At 68.6% G+C, this 18,652-nt stretch carries 19 protein-coding genes; 11 read left to right on the top strand and 8 right to left on the bottom strand.

The window, feature by feature from the left end:
- Window positions 1–9 precede the first annotated feature (9 nt).
- The 4 genes from ABT147_RS23375 (at window position 10) to ABT147_RS23360 (ending at window position 3,344) form a co-directional block, all read left to right on the top strand.
- On the top strand, window positions 10–501 hold the full coding sequence (locus tag ABT147_RS23375; RefSeq protein ID WP_351409191.1) for a low molecular weight protein-tyrosine-phosphatase: 492 nt from the start codon (window positions 10–12) through the stop codon (window positions 499–501).
- Window positions 498–1,643: a cystathionine gamma-lyase gene (locus ABT147_RS23370; protein ID WP_351409189.1), complete on the top strand. Its 1,146-nt coding sequence runs from the start codon at window positions 498–500 to the stop codon at window positions 1,641–1,643. The genes ABT147_RS23375 and ABT147_RS23370 overlap by 4 nt, the downstream gene beginning before the upstream one ends.
- Window positions 1,644–1,833: 190 nt before the next feature.
- On the top strand, window positions 1,834–2,739 hold the full coding sequence (locus tag ABT147_RS23365; RefSeq protein WP_351409187.1) for a LysR family transcriptional regulator: 906 nt from the start codon (window positions 1,834–1,836) through the stop codon (window positions 2,737–2,739).
- Window positions 2,740–2,861: 122 nt separating this feature from the next.
- Entirely contained in the window at window positions 2,862–3,344 is a 483-nt protein-coding gene (locus ABT147_RS23360; RefSeq protein WP_033530680.1) for an NUDIX domain-containing protein, read from the top strand.
- Between the two features lie 33 nt (window positions 3,345–3,377).
- Here the strand turns inward: ABT147_RS23360 and ABT147_RS23355 are convergent, their stop codons facing one another.
- Window positions 3,378–4,850: a globin domain-containing protein gene (locus tag ABT147_RS23355; RefSeq protein WP_351409184.1), complete on the bottom strand. Its 1,473-nt coding sequence runs from the start codon at window positions 4,848–4,850 to the stop codon at window positions 3,378–3,380.
- A gap of 789 nt (window positions 4,851–5,639) precedes the next feature.
- Between ABT147_RS23355 and ABT147_RS23350 the strand changes: the two genes are divergently transcribed.
- Window positions 5,640–6,506 (top strand): GNAT family N-acetyltransferase, encoded by an 867-nt coding sequence (locus tag ABT147_RS23350; RefSeq protein WP_351409182.1) that lies wholly within the window; start codon window positions 5,640–5,642, stop codon window positions 6,504–6,506.
- A 30-nt stretch (window positions 6,507–6,536) separates the two neighbouring features.
- On the opposite strand, the gene ABT147_RS23345 is transcribed toward ABT147_RS23350, so the two are convergent.
- Complete coding sequence (locus ABT147_RS23345; RefSeq protein ID WP_351409180.1) at window positions 6,537–7,748, bottom strand: MFS transporter; 1,212 nt, start codon at window positions 7,746–7,748, stop codon at window positions 6,537–6,539.
- Between the two features lie 140 nt (window positions 7,749–7,888).
- On the opposite strand from ABT147_RS23345, the gene ABT147_RS23340 reads away from it, so the two are divergent.
- Both ABT147_RS23340 and ABT147_RS23335 read left to right on the top strand, forming a co-directional pair.
- Window positions 7,889–8,347 (top strand): MarR family winged helix-turn-helix transcriptional regulator, encoded by a 459-nt coding sequence (locus ABT147_RS23340; RefSeq protein ID WP_351409178.1) that lies wholly within the window; start codon window positions 7,889–7,891, stop codon window positions 8,345–8,347.
- A 9-nt stretch (window positions 8,348–8,356) separates the two neighbouring features.
- The gene (locus ABT147_RS23335; RefSeq protein WP_351409176.1) at window positions 8,357–8,809 is read left to right on the top strand and encodes a GNAT family N-acetyltransferase; all 453 of its coding nucleotides are present in this window, start codon (window positions 8,357–8,359) and stop codon (window positions 8,807–8,809) included.
- Window positions 8,810–8,888: 79 nt separating this feature from the next.
- Here ABT147_RS23335 and ABT147_RS23330 read toward each other — a convergent pair whose 3' ends face one another.
- On the bottom strand, window positions 8,889–10,274 hold the full coding sequence (locus tag ABT147_RS23330) for a serine hydrolase domain-containing protein (protein WP_351409174.1): 1,386 nt from the start codon (window positions 10,272–10,274) through the stop codon (window positions 8,889–8,891).
- Window positions 10,275–10,324: 50 nt separating this feature from the next.
- Window positions 10,325–11,800 carry a replicative DNA helicase gene (gene dnaB, locus ABT147_RS23325; protein ID WP_351409172.1) on the bottom strand — a complete coding sequence of 492 codons (1,476 nt, stop codon included), beginning with the start codon at window positions 11,798–11,800 and terminating at the stop codon, window positions 10,325–10,327.
- 444 nt (window positions 11,801–12,244) lie between these two features.
- On the opposite strand from dnaB, the gene ABT147_RS23320 reads away from it, so the two are divergent.
- Entirely contained in the window at window positions 12,245–13,597 is a 1,353-nt protein-coding gene (locus ABT147_RS23320) for an MATE family efflux transporter (protein WP_351409410.1), read from the top strand.
- A gap of 182 nt (window positions 13,598–13,779) precedes the next feature.
- Here ABT147_RS23320 and rplI read toward each other — a convergent pair whose 3' ends face one another.
- From rplI to rpsF, 4 genes are all read right to left on the bottom strand, one after another.
- Complete coding sequence (rplI, locus tag ABT147_RS23315) at window positions 13,780–14,226, bottom strand: 50S ribosomal protein L9 (RefSeq protein ID WP_351409170.1); 447 nt, start codon at window positions 14,224–14,226, stop codon at window positions 13,780–13,782.
- 18 nt (window positions 14,227–14,244) lie between these two features.
- Window positions 14,245–14,481 (bottom strand): 30S ribosomal protein S18, encoded by a 237-nt coding sequence (gene rpsR, locus ABT147_RS23310; protein ID WP_003949403.1) that lies wholly within the window; start codon window positions 14,479–14,481, stop codon window positions 14,245–14,247.
- 83 nt (window positions 14,482–14,564) lie between these two features.
- A complete protein-coding gene (locus tag ABT147_RS23305) occupies window positions 14,565–15,167 on the bottom strand; it encodes a single-stranded DNA-binding protein (protein WP_351409168.1) in 603 nt (200 codons plus the stop codon).
- Window positions 15,168–15,244: 77 nt separating this feature from the next.
- Entirely contained in the window at window positions 15,245–15,535 is a 291-nt protein-coding gene (gene rpsF / locus ABT147_RS23300) for a 30S ribosomal protein S6 (RefSeq protein WP_005482942.1), read from the bottom strand.
- 263 nt (window positions 15,536–15,798) lie between these two features.
- Between rpsF and ABT147_RS23295 the strand changes: the two genes are divergently transcribed.
- The 3 genes from ABT147_RS23295 to ABT147_RS23285 all read left to right on the top strand — a co-directional run bounded on the left by ABT147_RS23295 (window position 15,799) and on the right by ABT147_RS23285 (window position 18,555).
- On the top strand, window positions 15,799–16,113 hold the full coding sequence (locus ABT147_RS23295) for a hypothetical protein (RefSeq protein ID WP_351409166.1): 315 nt from the start codon (window positions 15,799–15,801) through the stop codon (window positions 16,111–16,113).
- Window positions 16,114–16,336: 223 nt separating this feature from the next.
- A complete protein-coding gene (femX, locus tag ABT147_RS23290) occupies window positions 16,337–17,458 on the top strand; it encodes a peptidoglycan bridge formation glycyltransferase FemX (protein ID WP_351409164.1) in 1,122 nt (373 codons plus the stop codon).
- 65 nt (window positions 17,459–17,523) lie between these two features.
- Entirely contained in the window at window positions 17,524–18,555 is a 1,032-nt protein-coding gene (locus ABT147_RS23285) for an alanine racemase (RefSeq protein WP_351409161.1), read from the top strand.
- Window positions 18,556–18,652 lie beyond the last annotated feature (97 nt).

Raw genomic sequence — 18,652 nt, 5'->3', positions numbered from 1 at the left:
GGATCCGGCATGACCTACCGAGTCTGCTTCGTCTGCACCGGCAACATCTGCCGCTCCCCGATGGCCGAGTCCGTCTTCCGTGCCCGGATCGAGGAGGCCGGTCTCGACGCCCTCGTCGAGGTCGACAGCGCGGGCACCGGGGGCTGGCACGAGGGCGACGCCGCCGATCCGCGCACCGTCTCCGTCCTGGAGGCGAACGGCTACACCGGCGTCCACGCGGCCCGGCAGTTCCAGGTCTCCTGGTTCTCCCGCCTCGACCTCGTCATCGCCCTCGACGAAGGCCATCTCAAGGCCCTGCGCCGCCTCGCGCCGACCGCGGCGGACGCGGACAAGATCCGGCTCCTGCGCTCCTACGACCCCGCCGCGGGCGACGACCTCGACGTTCCGGACCCCTACTACGGGGGCATGGACGGCTTCGAGGAGTGTCTGGAGCTCGTGGAGGCGGCGAGCCCCGGCCTGCTGGCCGCCGTACGCGAGAAGGTGGAGGGACAGGCAGCATGAGCACGGAGAACCCCGCCGCGGGCCCCGGAGACGGCACCCGCGCGGTGCGGGCCGGGCTGCCCGAGCCGGTCAAGCACGAACCGACCCTCCCCGGACCGGTCTTCGCCGCCCACTACCACCTGCCGGGGGAGCCCACCGGCCCGTACGCCTACGGGCGCGACCAGAACCCCACCTGGACCCTGCTGGAACGCGCCATCGGCGAACTGGAGGCGCCCGGACAGGACGACGTCGACACGGTCGCCTTCGCCTCCGGCATGGCCGCCATCTCCGCCGTCCTCTTCTCCCAGCTGCGCACCGGTGACGTCCTCGTCCTGCCGAGCGACGGCTACAACGTGCTTCCACTGGCCGGTGAGCAGCTGCGGTCGTACGGCATCGAGGTGCGCAGCGCCCCGACGGGCGGCGACGCCCAGCTCGACGCTCTCGACGGCGCCAAGCTGCTGTGGCTCGAGACACCGTCGAACCCGGGACTGGACGTGTGCGACGTACGGCGGCTCAGCGAGGCGGCACGCGCGCGTGGCTGTCTCGTGGCCGTCGACAACACCCTGGCGACCCCGCTCGGTCAGCGGCCACTGGATCTGGGCGCCGACTTCGCCGTGGCCAGCGGCACCAAACAGCTGACCGGACACGGGGACGTCCTCCTCGGATACGTCGCCGGGCGCGACGCCTCCCTGATGGCCGGGGTACGACGGTGGCGCAAGATCGTCGGAGCGATCCCGGGCCCGATGGAGGCCTGGCTCGCGCACCGCTCGCTCGCCACGCTCCAGCTGCGCGCCGACCGGCAGACCGTCAACGCCCTGACCGTGGCCGAGACACTCAAGAGCTGGGCCGGGGTGACCGGGGTGCGCTATCCGGGGTTGCCCGACGATCCCTCGCACAAGATCGCCTCGCAGCAGATGCGGCGCTACGGGTGCGTGGTGTCGTTCACGTTGCCCACGCGCGCGTGCGCCGACCGTTTCCTCGACGCGCTCCGGCTCGTGGACGACGCCACGAGCTTCGGCGGGGTGCGCTCCACCGCCGAGCGGCGCGGCCGGTGGGGAGGGGACGCCGTTCCGGAGGGCTTCATCCGCTTCTCGGCCGGCGCGGAGGACACCGACGATCTCGTGGCGGATGTGCTGCGTGCGCTCGCTGTTGCTACCGACTAGTACTGCGCTACGTACAACGGACGGTCCGAGCCTCCCCCCTCGTGGCTCGGACCGTCCCCGGTTCCGCGCGCGAAGAACCGCGCGAACAAGGCTAGTTGACTCTGTGTCAGTGTCCAATCACAGTAGCGACAGAGACCTATCGACTTATTTATAGTTGGGCGCTCCGAGGGCGGCGCAGGAAGGAGCGACCATGGATCTGGCCTTACTGCGCACCTTCGTGACCGTGCACCGGGCTGGTTCCTTCACCCGCGCCGCCGCCCTGCTCGGCCTCTCGCAACCGGCCGTCACCTCGCAGATACGCACCCTGGAACGCCAGTTGGGCCGCCCTCTGTTCCTGCGCCGGGCCCGGGGTGTGACCCCGACGACCATCGGCGACGAACTCGCCCACAAGGCGGCGCCGCATCTGGACGCGCTGGTGGAGATCGCCGAGACCGGCCTCGACGACGACTCCTCCTTACGGACCCTCCATCTCACCGGACCGCCGGAGTTCACCGCCGAGCGGGCCCTCCCCGCCCTCACCGAGCTGACCGGCGACGACGGCCAGGGCTTCGCGCTGCGGGTCTCGTTCGGGACCGCCGAAGAGACACTGGAGGGCCTTGCCGCCGGGCACCACGACCTGGCCATCACCACCGCCCAGCCGCGCGGCGCCCTGCTCACCGCGACCCCCCTCTGCGACGAGGAGCTCGTCCTGGTCGCCGCCCCGCGCTGGGCGGACGAGATCAGTCCCGGCAGACTGCGCCGCAAGGGGGCGCACACGCTGGAGGACCTGCCGGTCGTCGAGGTGCACGAGTCGCTGCCTTTCGTCTCGCGCTACTGGGCGTCGGTCTTCGACTCCCGGCCCGCCGCCTCCGGCACCGTCGTCGTCCCGGATCTGCGCGCGGTCCTCGCCTGCGCGATCTCGGGCGCCGGACTGGCCGTGCTGCCCCGCTATCTGTGCGCATCCGCCCTGGAACGCGGTGACGTCGTCACACTCCTCGACCCCGCGGTGCCCCCGCTGCGGACCTACTTCCTGGTGGTCCGTACCGGCACCCTGGCCATGCCGCACATCGCGCGGGCGCACGAGTGGCTGCTGGGGGCCGCTGCGAACTGGTCCTGAGGCGGTCCCGGCGCCCCCGGCGGAGGGGAGCACCGACGACGGGCCGCCCGTCGACACCCGGGTGCCTCTCTTCCTCGCTCCGGCGATGTTTCACGTGGAACATGCGGGGCCACATTTCTCCCATGACCGTACGACCCGTGGTCAAGCGCACCGCCCGTGCCGTTCTGCTCGACGGCGACGACCTGATCCTGATCAAGCGGACCAAGCCGGGCATGGATCCCTACTGGCTCACGCCGGGCGGCGGTGTCGAGCCGGAGGACACCACCGTCGTCGACGCGCTCCACCGCGAAGTGCACGAGGAACTCGGCGCGAAAATCACCGATGTGGTGCCCTGTTTCGTGGACACCGTCGAGCACATCGGCGAGGACGGCGGCGCCACCGGCGTGAAGGTCCAGCACTTCTTCGTCTGCCGCCTGGAGTCCATGGACCCCTCCAAACGGCACGGTCCCGAGGTGGACGAGCCGCTGGGCGAGTACGAGATCGTGCGCATCCCCTTCACCCGGGTCGGCATCGCCTCCGTGCACCTCGTCCCGTTGTCCCTGCGGCACTACCTGGACGGCAACATCGAGGGCGTACGGGCGATGCACGCGCCCGACCTGGGCTGACGTTCGGTCTGGCTCGCCTCGGGACCGCGGCGGTCAGTCTCCGGCGGCCACCAGTTCCTCCACCGAGTCATGCCGTATGCGGTCCGTGGGGATGCCGGCGTCCTTCAACGCGTCCACGCCACTGCGGATCATGCCGGGCGGGCCCGAGAGGTAGGCGTCGTACCCGTTCCAGGGGCCGTGGTCCCGTATGGCGTCGGGCAGTTGGAGCAGCCCGTGGCGGTCCACGACCGGGCGGACCTCGAGCCATGAGTTGCTCTGCTGCAGCCGTAGCAGCGTGTCGAGGTCGTAGAGGTCCTGGCCGGTGCGGGCTCCGTAGAAGACCTCGACCGGGCGGTGCCGCCCGTGTTCGGCGACATCCTCGACGATGGCCTTGATGGGCGCGATGCCGGTGCCGCCGCCCAGACAGAGCAGTCCGCTGTCGGAGGCGTGGTCGACGGTCATCCCACCGGCCGGCGGCCCCAGACGCAGGACGTCACCGGGCCGGGCACGGTGCACGAGCGAGTTGGAGACCCAGCCCGCGGAGATCGCCTTCACATGGAACGACAGCAGCCCGTCCGAGCGGGGCGCCGAGGCGAACGAGTAGTGCCGCCAGATCCTCGGCCACCAGGGGGTCTCCAGGCTCGTGTACTGCCCCGCGAGGAAGGGATAGGGCTGGTTCGGACGGACGGTGAGGACGGCTATGTCAGCGGTTCTCGGCTCGTGCGAGACGACCTCGGCCAGCCACCAGGGCGGGGACCGCAGTTCGTCCGCGGCCGCCGCGTCGATCATCACCTGGGAGATCGTCGTGTACGTCCGGACCCAGGCCGCCTCGGTCTCCTCGTTCCAGCTCGCCTTGGCGTACCGGCTCAGCGCGCCGATGAGGCACTCGCCGACGGCCGGGTAGTGATCGGCCTGCGTGCCGTACTTGCGGTGGCCGCGACCGAGATTCTGCAAGTAGTCGACGAGGACCGGGGTGTTGTCGATGTGCTCGGCAGCGGTCAGCAGCGCCTTGAGCAGGCGGTCACGCTGGGCGTCCATCGCCGGAGGGAACATCGAGCGCAGTTCCGGGTGCTGGACGAAGAGCAGCGCGTAGAAGTACGAGGTGACCTTGTCGGCCACGGGCCCCACCTCGGCCATGGTCCGCCGGACGAGAACGGCGTCGGGGGAGGCGGGGGCAGTGGCGGCAGCGTCTCCGTCGGCGCGCTGGCCGGGCAGGCGGGCGTCGAAGACCGAGTGTTCGGAACCGTGTTCCGCGGCGGCCGGAGCGGGCTGAGGGCGAGGCGGAGGGCTGGGAGGCAGGTCCGCTGAGGTCTGTATTCGCTCCCGCGTGGTGCCTTCCCGGTTCTGCTGCGGGCTGTCCGGCGGCACCTGGGAACGACCCACGGGCCGCAGGGAGGCGAGGCGGTTGCCCTCGGGCTCCTGTTCTGCGCCGGGGGACGGCGGAGACGTGCGCGGCGTGAACCAGCCGCCTCCGTCACTGTCCCCCGAAGTGCCGTTGCCGGCCGACGTGGTGGTCGGAGCGTCCATGGTCTGCCTCGCCTCGAGCATCTTTCGGTCGATCTGCGCACGCCCCCAGCCGGAAGTCGCACGCTTTCCCCCGCGGACGGCCTTGCTTTTCCCCGTTCGTTCCCCGTCGACCAATGCGGCCACATTCAACCCGGGTTCCCGCTCCGTACGGACAAGTAGGTGAGACTGTGACGTGAGCCGCAGCACTCACCACAGCGTTCCACAGCGCACGAACGCCCCCACCTCGTAACGGTAAACGCAGGTCCTTGATCTCCCTGTCCGGTTAGGCTGCATTGAGCTGCGTTCGTGCCCCCGCCATGAGACGACTGCATCTCGCTTCGGACACGAACCGGACTCGACCCTACCGGCAGGGACGCCACACACAAGTCCCCCCTTGCCGTACCGGTAATTCAATGGGGGCGAATCATTAATTCCTTCAATTACCGGGCACGTCACGTCAATTCATAGGCATTCCACAGATCCTGCCCGATGCGCGAGCGAGTAACCGACCCACCGGATACCGGTCGGCATTCACAGTGCCCGAGATCGGCACAGCACCGAAGAGTTCCGCGTCCGAGAGTGCGTCGCCGCATGCGAGGCAATTGGCGCACGGGCTGGCCGGTCGGGTCGGCCGGTCGGATCAGGGGCCGCCGAGGCCAACCATCCCTGCACGCGTCTGTCTAGAGGCGGATGTTTCACGTGAAACATCTGTCCGCGCGCTGTGCGGTTGTGCTCGGGATGGCCAAAAGGGCGCACGTCCGACCGCAAACCGGTGGACGCCAGGGGCTCGGGTCGGACAGCCTGACCCGCGTGCCGACACCTTCCCCCGCCGCTCTGCCCATCCGCCGTCTGACGCCTCGCGACCTCACCGCCTGCGCCGATCTGTCCGAGGACCGGGGCTGGCCCCGAGAGGAACACAAGTGGGGGCTACTACTCGCAGCCGGTACCGGATACGGCGTCGATGACCCCGAGGGCGGCCTTGTCACCGCCTGCGTGGTGACCGAGTACGGCCCGGCGGGCCGCCCGGATCTGGGGGCGATCGGCATGGTTCTGGTCGCCGAGCGGCACGCCCGCCAGGGCGTCGGACGCCGTCTGATGCGCCATGTCGTCTCCGAGATGGGCACGACTCCGCTGACCCTGCACGCGACCCCTTACGGACGTCCGCTCTACGAGGAGTTGGGCTTCAAGGTCGTCGGACGGGCCGAGATGGTGCGCGGACACTTCACGCCAGGGGTGCCCGATCCCGCGGTCTCCACACGCCCGGCCACGGCCGAGGACCTCATCACGATCATCCGGCTCGACGAAAAGGTCTTCGGCACGGACCGCACCCACATCCTCACCCGGCTCCCCGCTTTCGCCGATCAGCTGCGCGTCGCCGAGGAGAACGGCCGGATCATCGGGTACACCGCCGCCTGGCCCAACATGGACGACCATGTCGTGGGCCCGCTGATCGCCCGTGACACACAGACCGCGCAGGCCCTCATCGCTTCCGTGGCCGCCCACACCGACCGCCCGCTGCGCACCGACATCGACGTACGCCATGAGGAACTGCTGACGTGGGTGAAGGACCACGGCCTGGCGTCGATCGCCTTCAACTCCGTGATGGCGTACGGGCTCTCCGAGCTGCCGGGTGACTGGACCCGTCGGTACGCCCCGCTGACCGTGGCAGCGGGCTGAGGCACCGGGGCAGGCCGTTCGCCCCGGCCTTCAGCGTCGGACCACTGTCCGCCGTACGGTCGCTCCGGCGCTCTCGGCGACAGTGCCGGCGGCGACGCTCCCCCTGCGCTCCAGCGTCGCCGCGATGAGCGCCAGCACGAGTGCGCCCAGGGCGAGGGAGGCTCCGACCCAGCTGGGTGCGGTGTAGCCGAGTCCCGCGTCGATGACGAGGCCGCCTAGCCATGCGGAGAGGGCGTTGCCGAGGTTGAAGGCACCGATGTTCACGGCCGAGGCCAGTGTGGGTGCGCCGTGCGCCTGGTCGAGGACCCTCTTCTGCAGCGGCGGCACGGTCGCGAAGCCCAGGGCACCGACCAGCGTGATGGTCACGGCCGCGGCGATCTTGTCGTGGGCGGTGAACGAGAACAGCGCAAGGACGACGGCCAGGGCACCCAGTGAGACGTACAGCAGGGGCATCAGTGCGCGGTCGGCGTACTTGCCGCCCACGAGGTTGCCGCCGACCATGCCGAGGCCGAAGAGGACGAGGAGCCAGGTGACGGAGGAGTCGGCGAAGCCGGCGACGTGCGTCATCATCGGAGCGATGTAGGTGATGGCCGCGAAGACACCGCCGAAACCCAGCACCGTCATCGTCATGGCCAGCAGAACCTGGACGTTCTTGAAGGCGGCCAGCTCGTGGCGGAGGCGGACGTCCTCCGGCCTGGGCATCTCGGGGACGAGCCGGGCGATGCCCAGCAGCCCGACGACACCCAGAGCGGCGACGGCGGCGAACGTGACCCGCCAGCCGACGGACTGCCCGATCAGGGTACCCAGCGGCACACCGACGACGTTCGCGACGGTCAGACCGCTGAACATCATCGCGATGGCGCCGGCCTTCCGGTCCGGGGCGACGAGGTCGGCCGCGACCACCGAACCGATGCCGAAGAAGGCGCCGTGCGCGAGCGAGGCGACCACACGGCCGAGCAGCATGACCGAGTAGGCGGGGGCGAGTGCGGAGAGCAGGTTGCCCGCGATGAACAGCCCCATCAGCAGCATGAGCATCCGTTTGCGGGAAACCTTCGTGCCCAGCGCGGTCATGATCGGCGCTCCGAACACGACGCCGAGCGCGTAGCCGGTCACCAGGAACCCAGCGGTGGGGATGGAGACATCGAAGTCGCCCGCGACCTCGGGCAGCACTCCCATGATCACGAACTCTGTCGTGCCGATGCCGAAGGCCCCGATCGCGAGAGCCAGAAGCGCGAGAGGCATGAGGACGTAGCCCTTCCAGAAGATTGCAGGTGCGCTTTGAAAGCGTACACAATAATTGCAGGCGCGCTATATCTGTGATGGCGGGCAATTGCGCGGGTGGCCTATCCTGGGGCGAGCAGCTCCGGGACGGAGGAACACCGATGACAGCGACGGATCCCGCGCTCACCGCTCTCGCCCAGGGCTGGTGCGCTCTCTCCTTGTTGCACGGGCGGATCGAGGCCCACATCGAGCGCGCGCTGCAGTCCGGGCACGGCCTGAGCGTGCGCGAGTACTCGTTGCTCGACGTGCTGAGCCGCCAGCACGACGGCGAGGGCGGGCACCTCCAGATGAAACAGGTCGCCGACGCGGTCGTCCTCAGCCAGAGCGCCACCACCCGGCTGGTCACCCGACTCGAGGACCGCGGTCTGCTCGCGCGCTATCTGTGTCCGACCGACCGTCGGGGCATCTACACCGATGTCTCCGAAGCCGGCCTGGAACTCCTCGCGGCGGCACGCCCCACCAATGACGCCGCCCTGCGCGAGGCCCTGGACGAGGCGGCCAAGAACCCCGAACTGACCCCTCTGGTCCGCGTCGTGGAGTCACTGAACGCGCCCGCGTAGGGTGCGGGCATGGGAGATCTTGAAATTCGCCCCGCGACCAAGGACGACGTCCCGGAGATCGTCGCGATGCTGGCCGACGATCCCTTGGGCGCCCAGCGCGAGTCGCCGGACGATCTGACCCCCTACTTCACCGCGCTGGAGCGCCTCAGCGGCGACCCCAACCAGCACGTGGTGGTCGCAGTCCGCGGTGGCCGTGTCGTCGGCACACTCCAGCTGACGATCATCCCCGGTCTGTCCAGGCGCGGCTCCACCCGCTCGATCATCGAAGGCGTGCGTGTGCATGCCGATGAGCGTGGCAGCGGTCTCGGTTCGCGGCTCATCGAGTGGGCGGTCGACTCATCACGGCACCAGGGCTGCCAGTTGGTCCAGCTGACGTCCGACGTCACGCGCACCGACGCCCACCGTTTCTACGAGCGGCTCGGCTTCGAGGCCACCCATGTGGGCTTCAAGCTGCCGCTCTGAGGCGATCCCAGAACGTCCGTGGGGTCCTGTTTCACGTGAAACATCGCGAGCCAGAACCCCACCGTTGCCCGAACCGTGTCTACGAGATACCGCGCCATCCCTCCGGATCCACACCACCCGGCACCGGAGCCCCCTCGTCGTACGGCTGACGCGTGAACACGAAGGACCCGAGGTCCAGATGGCTCACGGTCCCGTCGGGCCTTCGTACCGCCCGTAGAAGCTCTCCGGCGAAGTAACCGTTGAGCCCGGTCCAACTCCCGTCGCCGTTGAGCCGGAACCGAGCGCCGCGCAGCGTGGCGGAGAGCGGCTCCAGTGACAGACCACCGTCGGCGAGCAGCCGCAGCGCGAAGCTGTACGTCCCCCAGTACCAAGGGCCGGCCAGCTCCAGGACCGAGCGGTCCACCTCGGGCAGCGGCCGCCACGGCTCGGGGATCTGCGGTTCGGCCTCCGCCACGATGCGTACGAGGTCGGCGGCCACCTCCGACACCACCGGGCCCGAGGTGCAGTTGGTCAGCACGACGGCCGCCACATCGTCCTCGACGCTGATGGTGAGCTGGGCGAGGAAGCCGGGAACCGAACCGCTGTGACCGACGAGGAACCGGCCGTCCCGATGCTGCAGTTGCATGCCGAGCCCGTACGCCGAACCGGCCGCCACATCGGCGGCCTCCCCCGGCGCGGCCGGCGTCCGCATCTCCAGGACGGACTCCGCGCTCAGCACCTGGTCGTCCCCCTTGGCCAGGAAGACCGCGAAGCGCGCCAAGTCGGCTGCCGTTGACCAGAGTTGACCGGCGGGACCCATCCGGCCCAGGTCCTCGACCTGCTCCGGCAGCATCACGTCCGCCCAGGGGTGCACGGCCCAGCCGCCGGCGTGCGGTGCCTCCGGGTGCCATGTGGTGCGGCGCAGCCCGAGCGGTTCGAGCACCTCGCGCCGCAGGACGTCCTCCCAGGGAGCGCCCCGCAGCTGTTCGACGAGCGCGCCGAGGAGAGTGAAGCCGGGGTTGGAGTAGTGGAAGCGGCGGCCGACGGGATGGCGGTGGGGCTGCTCGCCGAGCACATCGGCCAGCTCCGGACGCAGGGAACCCGGGGTGCGCTCCCACCAGGGCGACGGCGACTCGGCCGCCAGCCCGCCCGTGTGCGCGAGCAGTTCGGCGATGGTCGCCTCCCCCGCGCCGGTACCCGGCAGATGCTTCTCCAGCGGGTCGCCCAGGTCCAGCACGCCCTCGTCACGCAGGCGCAGGACCAGAACGGCGGTGAAGGTCTTGGTGATCGAGCCGATCCGGTACTGCACGTTCGCGTCCGGCCCGTGGCCCACCACCGAGGTCCGCGCCCCGTTCCACACCGTCTCCCCGCCCCGGACCACCGCCGCGACCAGAGACGGCGCCCGTCCCTCGGTCTGAGCGACGGCGATACGGTGCAGCAGAGCCCGGCGCGTGGCGGGAAGCAGCTCTTCCTGAGGTGTTGTCATGCGCCCAGTCCATCGGGCCCGGCTCCGCGCGTCGAGCGCATTTCGCCGGGTCAGGTCTGTGCCATGTCCACGAACCGCGAGTAGTGGCCCTGGAAGGCGACCGTGATCGTCGCCGTCGGACCGTTACGGTGCTTGCCCACGATGATGTCGGCCTCGCCCGCGCGGGGCGACTCCTTCTCGTACGCGTCCTCGCGGTGCAGCAGGATCACCATGTCCGCGTCCTGCTCGATCGAACCCGACTCACGCAGGTCGGAGACCATGGGCTTCTTGTCCGTACGCTGCTCGGGACCACGGTTGAGCTGAGACAGCGCGATCACCGGCAGCTCCAGCTCCTTGGCCAGCAGCTTCAGGTTTCGCGACATGTCCGAGACTTCCTGCTGACGGCTCTCGGACCGCTTGCCGCCGGACTGCATGAGCTGGAGATAGTCGATGATGACGAGCTTCAGGTCGTTGCGCTGCTTCAGGCGCCGGCACTTGGCGCGGATCTCCATCATCGACAGGTTCGGGGAGTCGTCGATGTAGAGCGGCGCGGCCGACACGTCCGGCATCCGGCGGGCCAGCCGTGTCCAGTCCTCGTCCGTCATCGTGCCGGACCTCATGTGGTGCAGGGCCACGCGTGCCTCGGCGGACAGCAGACGCATCGCGATCTCGTTGCGGCCCATTTCGAGCGAGAAGATCACGCTCGGCATGTTGTGCTTGATCGAACAAGCGCGCGCGAAGTCCAGGGCCAGGGTCGACTTACCCATGGCGGGACGGGCCGCGATGATGATCATCTGGCCGGGATGGAGGCCGTTGGTGAGCTGGTCGAGGTCGGTGAAGCCGGTCGGTACACCGGTCATCTCCCCCGACCGCGAGCCGATCGCCTCGATCTCGTCGAGCGCGCCCTCCATGATGTCGCCGAGGGGCAGATAGTCCTCGGTGGTGCGCTGCTCGGTGACCGCGAAGATCTCGGCCTGGGCTCTGTTGACGATCTCGTCGACGTCGTCGTCGGCCGCGTATCCCATCTGGGTGATGCGGGTGCCGGCCTCGACCAGGCGGCGCAGGACGGCGCGCTCATGGACGATCTCCGCGTAGTACTCGGCGTTCGCCGCCGTCGGCACCGTCTGGACGAGGGTGTGCAGATAGGAGGCGCCGCCGACCTTGGTGATCTCGCCGCGCTTGGTGAGCTCGGCGGCGATGGTGATGGGGTCGGCGGGCTCTCCCTTGGCGTAGATGTCGAGAATCGCCTGGTAGATGGTCTCGTGCGCCGGCTTGTAGAAGTCGGGGCCCTTGAGGATCTCGACCACGTCGGCGATGGCGTCCTTCGACAGCAGCATGCCGCCGAGGACGGACTGCTCGGCGTCGAGGTCCTGCGGTGGGACACGCTCGAAGGCCGAACCTCCCCCGTCCCACTCCCCGTCGTCCCGGCCTCGGTCATGCCGCTCGCCCCGGCTCCCGCCGCTGTCGGGACGCCGGCGGGAAGAGGGCAGACGATCACTGGGTCCGCTGTCGGCCCACGGGTCGTCCAAGGGCTCGGAAATGCTCACCGAGCGGCCTCCTCCCGTCCGCCGAGCGGACCTCGCCGTGCTTCTCATTTCTACGGCACGACACTGACAAATAAGAGGCCCAACTCCGGTTCTGGCGCGTCGGTTTTGCGAGGTTTTCGCGATCTGCCGAGGGAGCGGGCGCCGCACCACCGTAGGCCCGCGGGCACCGTCAGCCAATCTGGTTATCCACAGGCCATGTGGACGACGGCCCAGATGCTGTGGAGAACCCCACAAAACCTGTGCACGACCCAGTGGACAGGCCTGTGAACAAGACCTCGCCCTTTCCGAGGAACCTATCCTGACCTGCATCTTTACCGTCCACCGGCTGTGCAGAAGAAAAACTTCCCCGACCGGATCAAGATCATCACAGTCAGTGCACGAGAACGCACTCCACTGAGCGGGATGTAATAGTCATTGACTGCTTGCATCTATTACCTGTGGAAGATTAGATTGGTGGTCATGACACAGGCTTCCGCGACCCCCAGGGCCACTCGGCGCCGGCACGATCGCGAGATCATCACGCTGGCCGTCCCGGCCTTCGGCGCGCTGGTCGCCGAGCCTCTTTTTCTGATGGTCGACACCGCCGTCGTCGGCCACCTCGGGACCGCACAACTGGCCGGCCTCGGTGTCGCCTCGGCCCTCCTCGTCACCGCGGTGAGCGTGTTCGTCTTCCTGGCCTACGCCACCACGGCCGCCGTCGCCCGACGCGTCGGGGCCGGGGATCTGCGGGCTGCCATCCGCCAAGGCATGGACGGCATCTGGCTCGCCCTGCTGCTGGGCGCGGCCGTCGTCGCCGTCGTCATTCCCGCCGCACCCGGCCTTGTGGCTCTCTTCGGCTCCTCGGACACCGCGGCTCCCTATGCCACGACCTATCTACGGATCTCGGCACTCGGTATCCCGGCCATGCTCGTCGTGCTCGCCGCCACCGGTGTCCTGCGCGGTCTCCAGGACACAAAGACACCTCTGTACGTCGCTGTGGTGGGCTTCATCGCCAACGGCGCCCTGAACGCAGGCCTCGTCTACGGTGCCGGCCTGGGCATCGCAGGTTCCGCCTGGGGCACGGTCATCGCCCAGGTCGGCATGGCTGGCGCATACCTCTGGGTCGTGATCCGCGGTGCGCGCAGACACGGCGCCCCCTTGCGGCCGGACGCCGCCGGCATACGCGCCTCGGCACAGGCAGGGGCGCCTCTGCTGGTTCGTACGCTCTCGCTGCGAGCCGTTCTTATGATCGCCACCGCGGTCGCCGCGCGACTCGGGGACGAGGACATCGCCGCGCACCAGATCATCCTCTCGCTCTGGAGCCTGCTCGCCTTCGCCCTGGACGCGATCGCCATCGCCGGACAGGCCATCATCGGCCGCTACCTCGGCGCGGGTGACGCCCGGGGTGCCCGCGAGGCCTGCCGCCGGATGGTGCAGTGGGGGATCGCCACAGGTGCCGTACTCGGACTGCTGGTGTTCCTCGCTCGCCCCGTGTTCATCCCGCTCTTCACGGACGACCCGACGGTGCAGGAAGCCGCGCTCCCGGCTCTTATCGTGGTGGCGCTCGGCCAGCCGATCTCCGGGATCGTCTTCGTGCTCGACGGCGTACTCATGGGCGCGGGAGACGGCCCCTACTTGGCGCGGGCCATGCTGCTGACCTTGGCGGTCTTCGTCCCTGCCGCCCTGCTCGTGCCCACCTTCGGTGGTGGTCTGACCGCGCTCTGGGGCGCCATGACGTTGATGATGGCGACACGCATGCTGACTCTCTGGCTGCGATCCCGTTCCGGCCTCTGGATCGTCACCGGAGCGACGCGCTGAGAACAGGACTTGAGCCCGGTGTCGTTTCACGTGAAACATCGCCCAGTTCGCTGTGTTTCACGTGAAACATTCGCTTCGCTGCCATCCTGAGCGGTCGACACCGGTCAGCAAAAGACCCGGCAAGCATGTGGGGCCGCACCCTTCACAGGGTGCGGCCCCACATCGCTTGAGCGAGCGCGACCTTAGGCCGCGATGACCTCGATGTTGACCTTGGCGGCAACCTCGGGGTGCAGACGCACGGACGTCTCGTGGGCGCCCAGCGTCTTGATCGGAGAAGTCAGCTCGATGCGGCGCTTGTCGACCTCGGGGCCACCGGAAGCCTTGATCGCGGAAGCGATGTCGGCCGGGGTGACGGAACCGAAGAGACGACCGGCGTCGCCGGAGCGGACAGCCAGACGGACCTTGACGGCCTCGAGCTGGCCCTTGATCTGGTTGGCCTGCTCGATGGTCTGGATCTCGTGGATCTTGCGAGCACGACGGATCTGCTCGACGTCCTTCTCGCCACCCTTGGTCCAGCGGATCGCGAACTTCCGCGGGATCAGGTAGTTGCGAGCGTAGCCGTCCTTGACGTCGACGACGTCGCCGGCAGCGCCGAGGCCGGAGACCTCGTGGGTAAGGATGATCTTCATTGGTCGGTCACCCTTTCCTTAGCGCGCGGTGGACGTGTAGGGCAGCAGCGCCATCTCACGGCTGTTCTTGACGGCCGTGGCGACGTCACGCTGGTGCTGCGTGCAGTTGCCGGTCACGCGGCGGGCACGGATCTTGCCGCGGTCGGAAATGAACTTCCGCAGCATGTTCGTGTCCTTGTAGTCCACGTACGTGACCTTGTCCTTGCAGAAAGCGCAGACCTTCTTCTTCGGCTTGCGCACAGGCGGCTTCGCCATGGTGTATCTCCTGTGTGATCAAGAAGTTTGGGGTACGGCCCCGCCCTCGACCTCGAAGACCGGTGATCCGGTCTCAGACGTCTTTAGAAGGGGGGCTCGTCCGAGTAGCCGCCACCGCCGCCGGAGCTTCCGCCCCAGCCGCCGCCACCCTGGCCGCCACCGCCCTGGTTGCCACCGGCGGGAGCGCCGCTGGCCCACGGGTCGTCAGCGGGAGCGCCGCCGCCCTGCTGGCCGCCACCGGGGCTTCCGCCCCAGCCGCCGCCACCCTGGCCGCCACCGCCACCGCCGCCGCCGTAACCACCCTGGCCACCGCGGCTGCCCGCAGCGGTCTTGGTGACCTTGGCCGTGGCACTGCGCAGGCTGGCGCCGACTTCCTCGACGTCCAGCTCGTAGACCGTGCGCTTGACGCCCTCACGGTCCTCGTAGGACCGCTGCTTCAGCCGGCCCTGCACGATGACGCGCATGCCTCGCTGGAGCGACTCGGCGACGTTCTCCGCCGCCTGACGCCAGACCGAGCAGGTCAGGAACAGGCTCTCGCCGTCCTTCCACTCGTTGGTCTGACGGTCGAAGGTGCGGGGGGTGGACGCGACACGGAACTTCGCGACCGCCGCACCGGAAGGGGTGAAGCGCAGCTCGGGGTCGTCGACAAGATTGCCGACGACCGTGATGACGGTCTCGCCTGCCATGGGGGTACCTCTCGGCGGGTTTGCTGCTGGCTGCTTGTGCTGCTACTCGGAACCCGGGATCGACTGAGCGGGAGAGCTCAGTGGGTCTCGGGGCGGAGGACCTTGGTCCGGAGGACCGACTCGTTCAGGTTCATCTGGCGGTCGAGCTCCTTGACGACCGCAGGCTCGGCCTGCAGGTCGATGACCGAGTAGATGCCCTCAGGCTTCTTCTTGATCTCGTACGAGAGACGACGACGGCCCCAGGTGTCGACCTTCTCGACCTTTCCGTTGCCCTCACGGACGACGGAGAGGAAGTTCTCGATCAGAGGGGCGACAGCGCGCTCCTCCAGATCGGGGTCGAGGATGACCATCACCTCGTAGTGACGCATGTGGAACCCACCTCCTTCGGACTCAGCGGCCACGGTCGTTCCGTGGCAGGAGGGTTGTGATGCGTACGCAACGGTATCGGCCACCACTGACAATCGGGTTCCCCGTGGGGGCTCCCTGTCATGGCCTGGGCAGACACCGGTGCAGAGGGTACAGACTACCCGCACACCTGCTTCCGGTTGAAATCCGGGGGCGGTGACCCTCAATCTGTACACATCGGGTGTGTATGGCGCTACGATGCGCCGCCTTCCGCAGGAGGTGCCCCATGGCACAGACATTGCGACCCAACATCGCCGGCTCTCTGCTCGCCACCGACGACAAGCCCCACCCAGTACAGGACACTCTGCTGGCCGTGACGCTCGTACTCGGGGCGCTCTCCTTCATCACGGCGATGTTCCACCATCTGCACCTGCTCAGTTCCTGGGCCGGGCTGGTGGGCATTCTGACCGGCGCGTACGGGCAGTTCATCTCGGAGACGACCCGTGAGCGCTTCGGCCTGATCGTGGGTATCGGTGCCTCGGCGATCGGTTTCTTCCTCGGTATGGCCCATGGAGGCCTCTTCGGCGGGGTCATCGGCTGACTGCGTACCCCCGGCCGGGTGGTCGGCGGACGTGCTCGTTGCTGTCCGCTGCCTTACATCGAACCAAGCGGCCGAATAACATCGCCTGACGTCCCGGCCGCGTATCGGCCGGGCCCCAGGTTCCATACGGCCATTCGAGGCGCCCGCAGGGCGCAGTAGGCTTCGGCGCGAGAGCCGGAGCCCCTGTACCCATGGGGACACACCAGCCCGAGGAGCGCCCCGAATGAGCCTGACCCTGAGGACGATCAGCCGTGAGCAGCATCTGGCATACATCCAGAGTCTGCCCTCGGCTAGCCACATGCAGGTCCCGGCCTGGGCCGATGTCAAGGCCGAGTGGCGCTCCGAGAGCCTCGGGTGGTTCGACGACAGGAACGGCGAGATGGTCGGCGCAGGCCTGGTGCTGTACCGCCAACTGCCCAAGATCAAGCGCTATCTCGCCTATCTGCCCGAGGGCCCGGTCATCAACTGGTTCGCGCCGAACCTCACCGACTGGCTGGAGCCGATGCTCGCCCATCTGAAGCAACAGGGCGCCTTCTCGGTGAAGATGGGCCCGCCGGTGATCATCCGTCGCTGGGAGGCCACCTCCATCAAGGCGGGCATCCAGAACCCGGACGTGAAGCGTCTGCGCGACATCGAGGCCGACTTCATCGAACCGCGCGCCTTCGAGGTCGCCGACAAACTGCGCCGTATGGGCTGGCAGCAGGGCGAGGACGGCGGGGCCGGCTTCGGTGACGTACAGCCCCGCTACGTCTACCAGGTGCCGCTCGCCAACCGGTCCCTGGAAGAGGTCCACAAGAACTTCAACCAGCTGTGGCGCCGCAACATCAAGAAGGCCGAAAAGGCGGGCGTCGAGGTCGTCCAGGGCGGTTACCAGGACCTGGAGGAGTGGCAGCGGCTGTACGAGATCACGGCCGTGCGCGACCGCTTCCGGCCCCGCCCGCTGTCGTACTTCCAGCGCATGTGGACGGCCCTCAACACCGAGGACCCCAACCGCATGCGGCTCTACTTCGCCCGGCACAACGGCGTGAACCTGTCCGCCGCGACCATGCTGGTCGTCGGTGGGCACGTCTGGTACTCGTACGGCGCATCGGACAACATCGGTCGTGAGGTCCGGCCCTCGAACGCGATGCAGTGGCGCATGCTGCGCGACGCCTACGCCCTCGGTGCGACCGTCTACGACCTGCGTGGCATCTCCGACTCGCTGGACGAGACGGATCACCTCTTCGGCCTGATCCAGTTCAAGGTGGGCACGGGCGGACAGGCCGCCGAGTACCTCGGTGAGTGGGACTTCCCGCTGAACAAGCTGCTCCACAAGGCGCTCGACATCTACATGTCGCGCCGCTGACGCCCCCGTTTTTGCTTCCATACCTCTGATACACCGCAGCCACCAGAAAGGTTCCGGGACCGTCCATGGCGCTCACGCTGTACGTCGACACCGCGCGCTGGCGGGCACACCACAAGCACGTTCAGGAGCAGTTCCCGGGACTCGTCCCCGTCTGCAAGGGCAACGGCTACGGCTTCGGGCACGAGAAGCTGGCGGAAGAGGCCACGCGCCTCGGGTCGGACATCCTCGCAGTCGGCACCACGTACGAGGCCGCCCGGATCAAGGACTGGTTCGGCGGCGACCTGCTGGTGCTGACCCCCTACCGGCGCGCTGAGGAGCCCGTACCCCTGCCCGACCGCGTCATCCGCTCCGTGTCGTCGGTCGACGGCGTGTACGGCCTCGTGGGGGCCCGTGTCGTCATCGAGGTCATGTCCTCGATGAAGCGGCACGGGGTGAGCGAGCAGGAACTGCCCCAGCTCCACGCGGCCATAGAGAATGTGCGCCTGGAGGGCTTCGCCATCCACCTGCCACTGGACCGCACCGACGGCTCGGACGCCGTCGAGGAGGTCATCGGCTGGATGGACCGTCTGCGCGCGGCCCGTCTGCCGCTGCACACCATGTTCGTCAGCCACCTCAAGTCCGAAGACCTCATCCGCCTCCAGCAGCAGTTCCCGCAGACCCGCTTCCGGGCCCGTATCGGCACGCGACTGTGGCTGGGCGACCACGAGGCGACCGAGTACCGCGGTGCCGTGCTGGACGTGACCCGCGTAGCCAAGGGCGACCGCTTCGGCTACCGGCAGCAGAAGGCGGCCTCCGACGGCTTCCTGGTGGTCGTGGCGGGCGGTACGTCGCACGGGGTGGGTCTGGAGGCGCCGAAGGCGCTGCACGGCGTCATGCCGCGTGCCAAGGGCGTCGCCCGGGCGGGCCTAGCCACGGTCAACCGGAACCTTTCTCCGTTCGTCTGGGGCGGCAAGCAGCGCTGGTTCGCCGAGCCGCCGCACATGCAGGTGTCGATCCTCTTCGTGCCGTCGGACGCGCCGGAGCCGAAGGTCGGCGAGGAACTGGTCGCCCATCTGCGGCACACCACCACGCAGTTCGACCGGATCGTCGACCGCTGAGCCCCGCCTCCCGAGGGAGGCAGGGAAACGAATCGCCGGGCGGATCGCCTGCGGGTAGTGCGGAAGGCCGTACACGAGGTTCTCGTGTACGGCCTTC

Source organism: Streptomyces sp. NPDC001868 (genome assembly GCF_040297125.1).
Lineage (GTDB): Bacteria > Actinomycetota > Actinomycetes > Streptomycetales > Streptomycetaceae > Streptomyces.
This window is presented reverse-complemented; position numbering and strand designations above follow the sequence as displayed.

What these genes read in the sequence shown, in the direction of transcription:
- ABT147_RS23375 (WP_351409191.1), top strand. Translation starts at nt 10, where the DNA reads ATGACCTACCGAGTCTGCTTCGTCTGCACCGGCAACATCTGCCGCTCC.
- ABT147_RS23370 (WP_351409189.1), top strand. Translation starts at nt 498, where the DNA reads ATGAGCACGGAGAACCCCGCCGCGGGCCCCGGAGACGGCACCCGCGCG.
- ABT147_RS23365 (WP_351409187.1), top strand. Translation starts at nt 1,834, where the DNA reads ATGGATCTGGCCTTACTGCGCACCTTCGTGACCGTGCACCGGGCTGGT.
- ABT147_RS23360 (WP_033530680.1), top strand. Translation starts at nt 2,862, where the DNA reads ATGACCGTACGACCCGTGGTCAAGCGCACCGCCCGTGCCGTTCTGCTC.
- ABT147_RS23355 (WP_351409184.1), bottom strand. Translation starts at nt 4,850, where the DNA reads ATGGACGCTCCGACCACCACGTCGGCCGGCAACGGCACTTCGGGGGAC.
- ABT147_RS23345 (WP_351409180.1), bottom strand. Translation starts at nt 7,748, where the DNA reads ATGCCTCTCGCGCTTCTGGCTCTCGCGATCGGGGCCTTCGGCATCGGC.
- ABT147_RS23340 (WP_351409178.1), top strand. Translation starts at nt 7,889, where the DNA reads ATGACAGCGACGGATCCCGCGCTCACCGCTCTCGCCCAGGGCTGGTGC.
- ABT147_RS23335 (WP_351409176.1), top strand. Translation starts at nt 8,357, where the DNA reads ATGGGAGATCTTGAAATTCGCCCCGCGACCAAGGACGACGTCCCGGAG.
- ABT147_RS23330 (WP_351409174.1), bottom strand. Translation starts at nt 10,274, where the DNA reads ATGACAACACCTCAGGAAGAGCTGCTTCCCGCCACGCGCCGGGCTCTG.
- rplI (WP_351409170.1), bottom strand. Translation starts at nt 14,226, where the DNA reads ATGAAGATCATCCTTACCCACGAGGTCTCCGGCCTCGGCGCTGCCGGC.
- rpsR (WP_003949403.1), bottom strand. Translation starts at nt 14,481, where the DNA reads ATGGCGAAGCCGCCTGTGCGCAAGCCGAAGAAGAAGGTCTGCGCTTTC.
- ABT147_RS23305 (WP_351409168.1), bottom strand. Translation starts at nt 15,167, where the DNA reads ATGGCAGGCGAGACCGTCATCACGGTCGTCGGCAATCTTGTCGACGAC.
- rpsF (WP_005482942.1), bottom strand. Translation starts at nt 15,535, where the DNA reads ATGCGTCACTACGAGGTGATGGTCATCCTCGACCCCGATCTGGAGGAG.
- ABT147_RS23295 (WP_351409166.1), top strand. Translation starts at nt 15,799, where the DNA reads ATGGCACAGACATTGCGACCCAACATCGCCGGCTCTCTGCTCGCCACC.
- femX (WP_351409164.1), top strand. Translation starts at nt 16,337, where the DNA reads ATGAGCCTGACCCTGAGGACGATCAGCCGTGAGCAGCATCTGGCATAC.
- ABT147_RS23285 (WP_351409161.1), top strand. Translation starts at nt 17,524, where the DNA reads ATGGCGCTCACGCTGTACGTCGACACCGCGCGCTGGCGGGCACACCAC.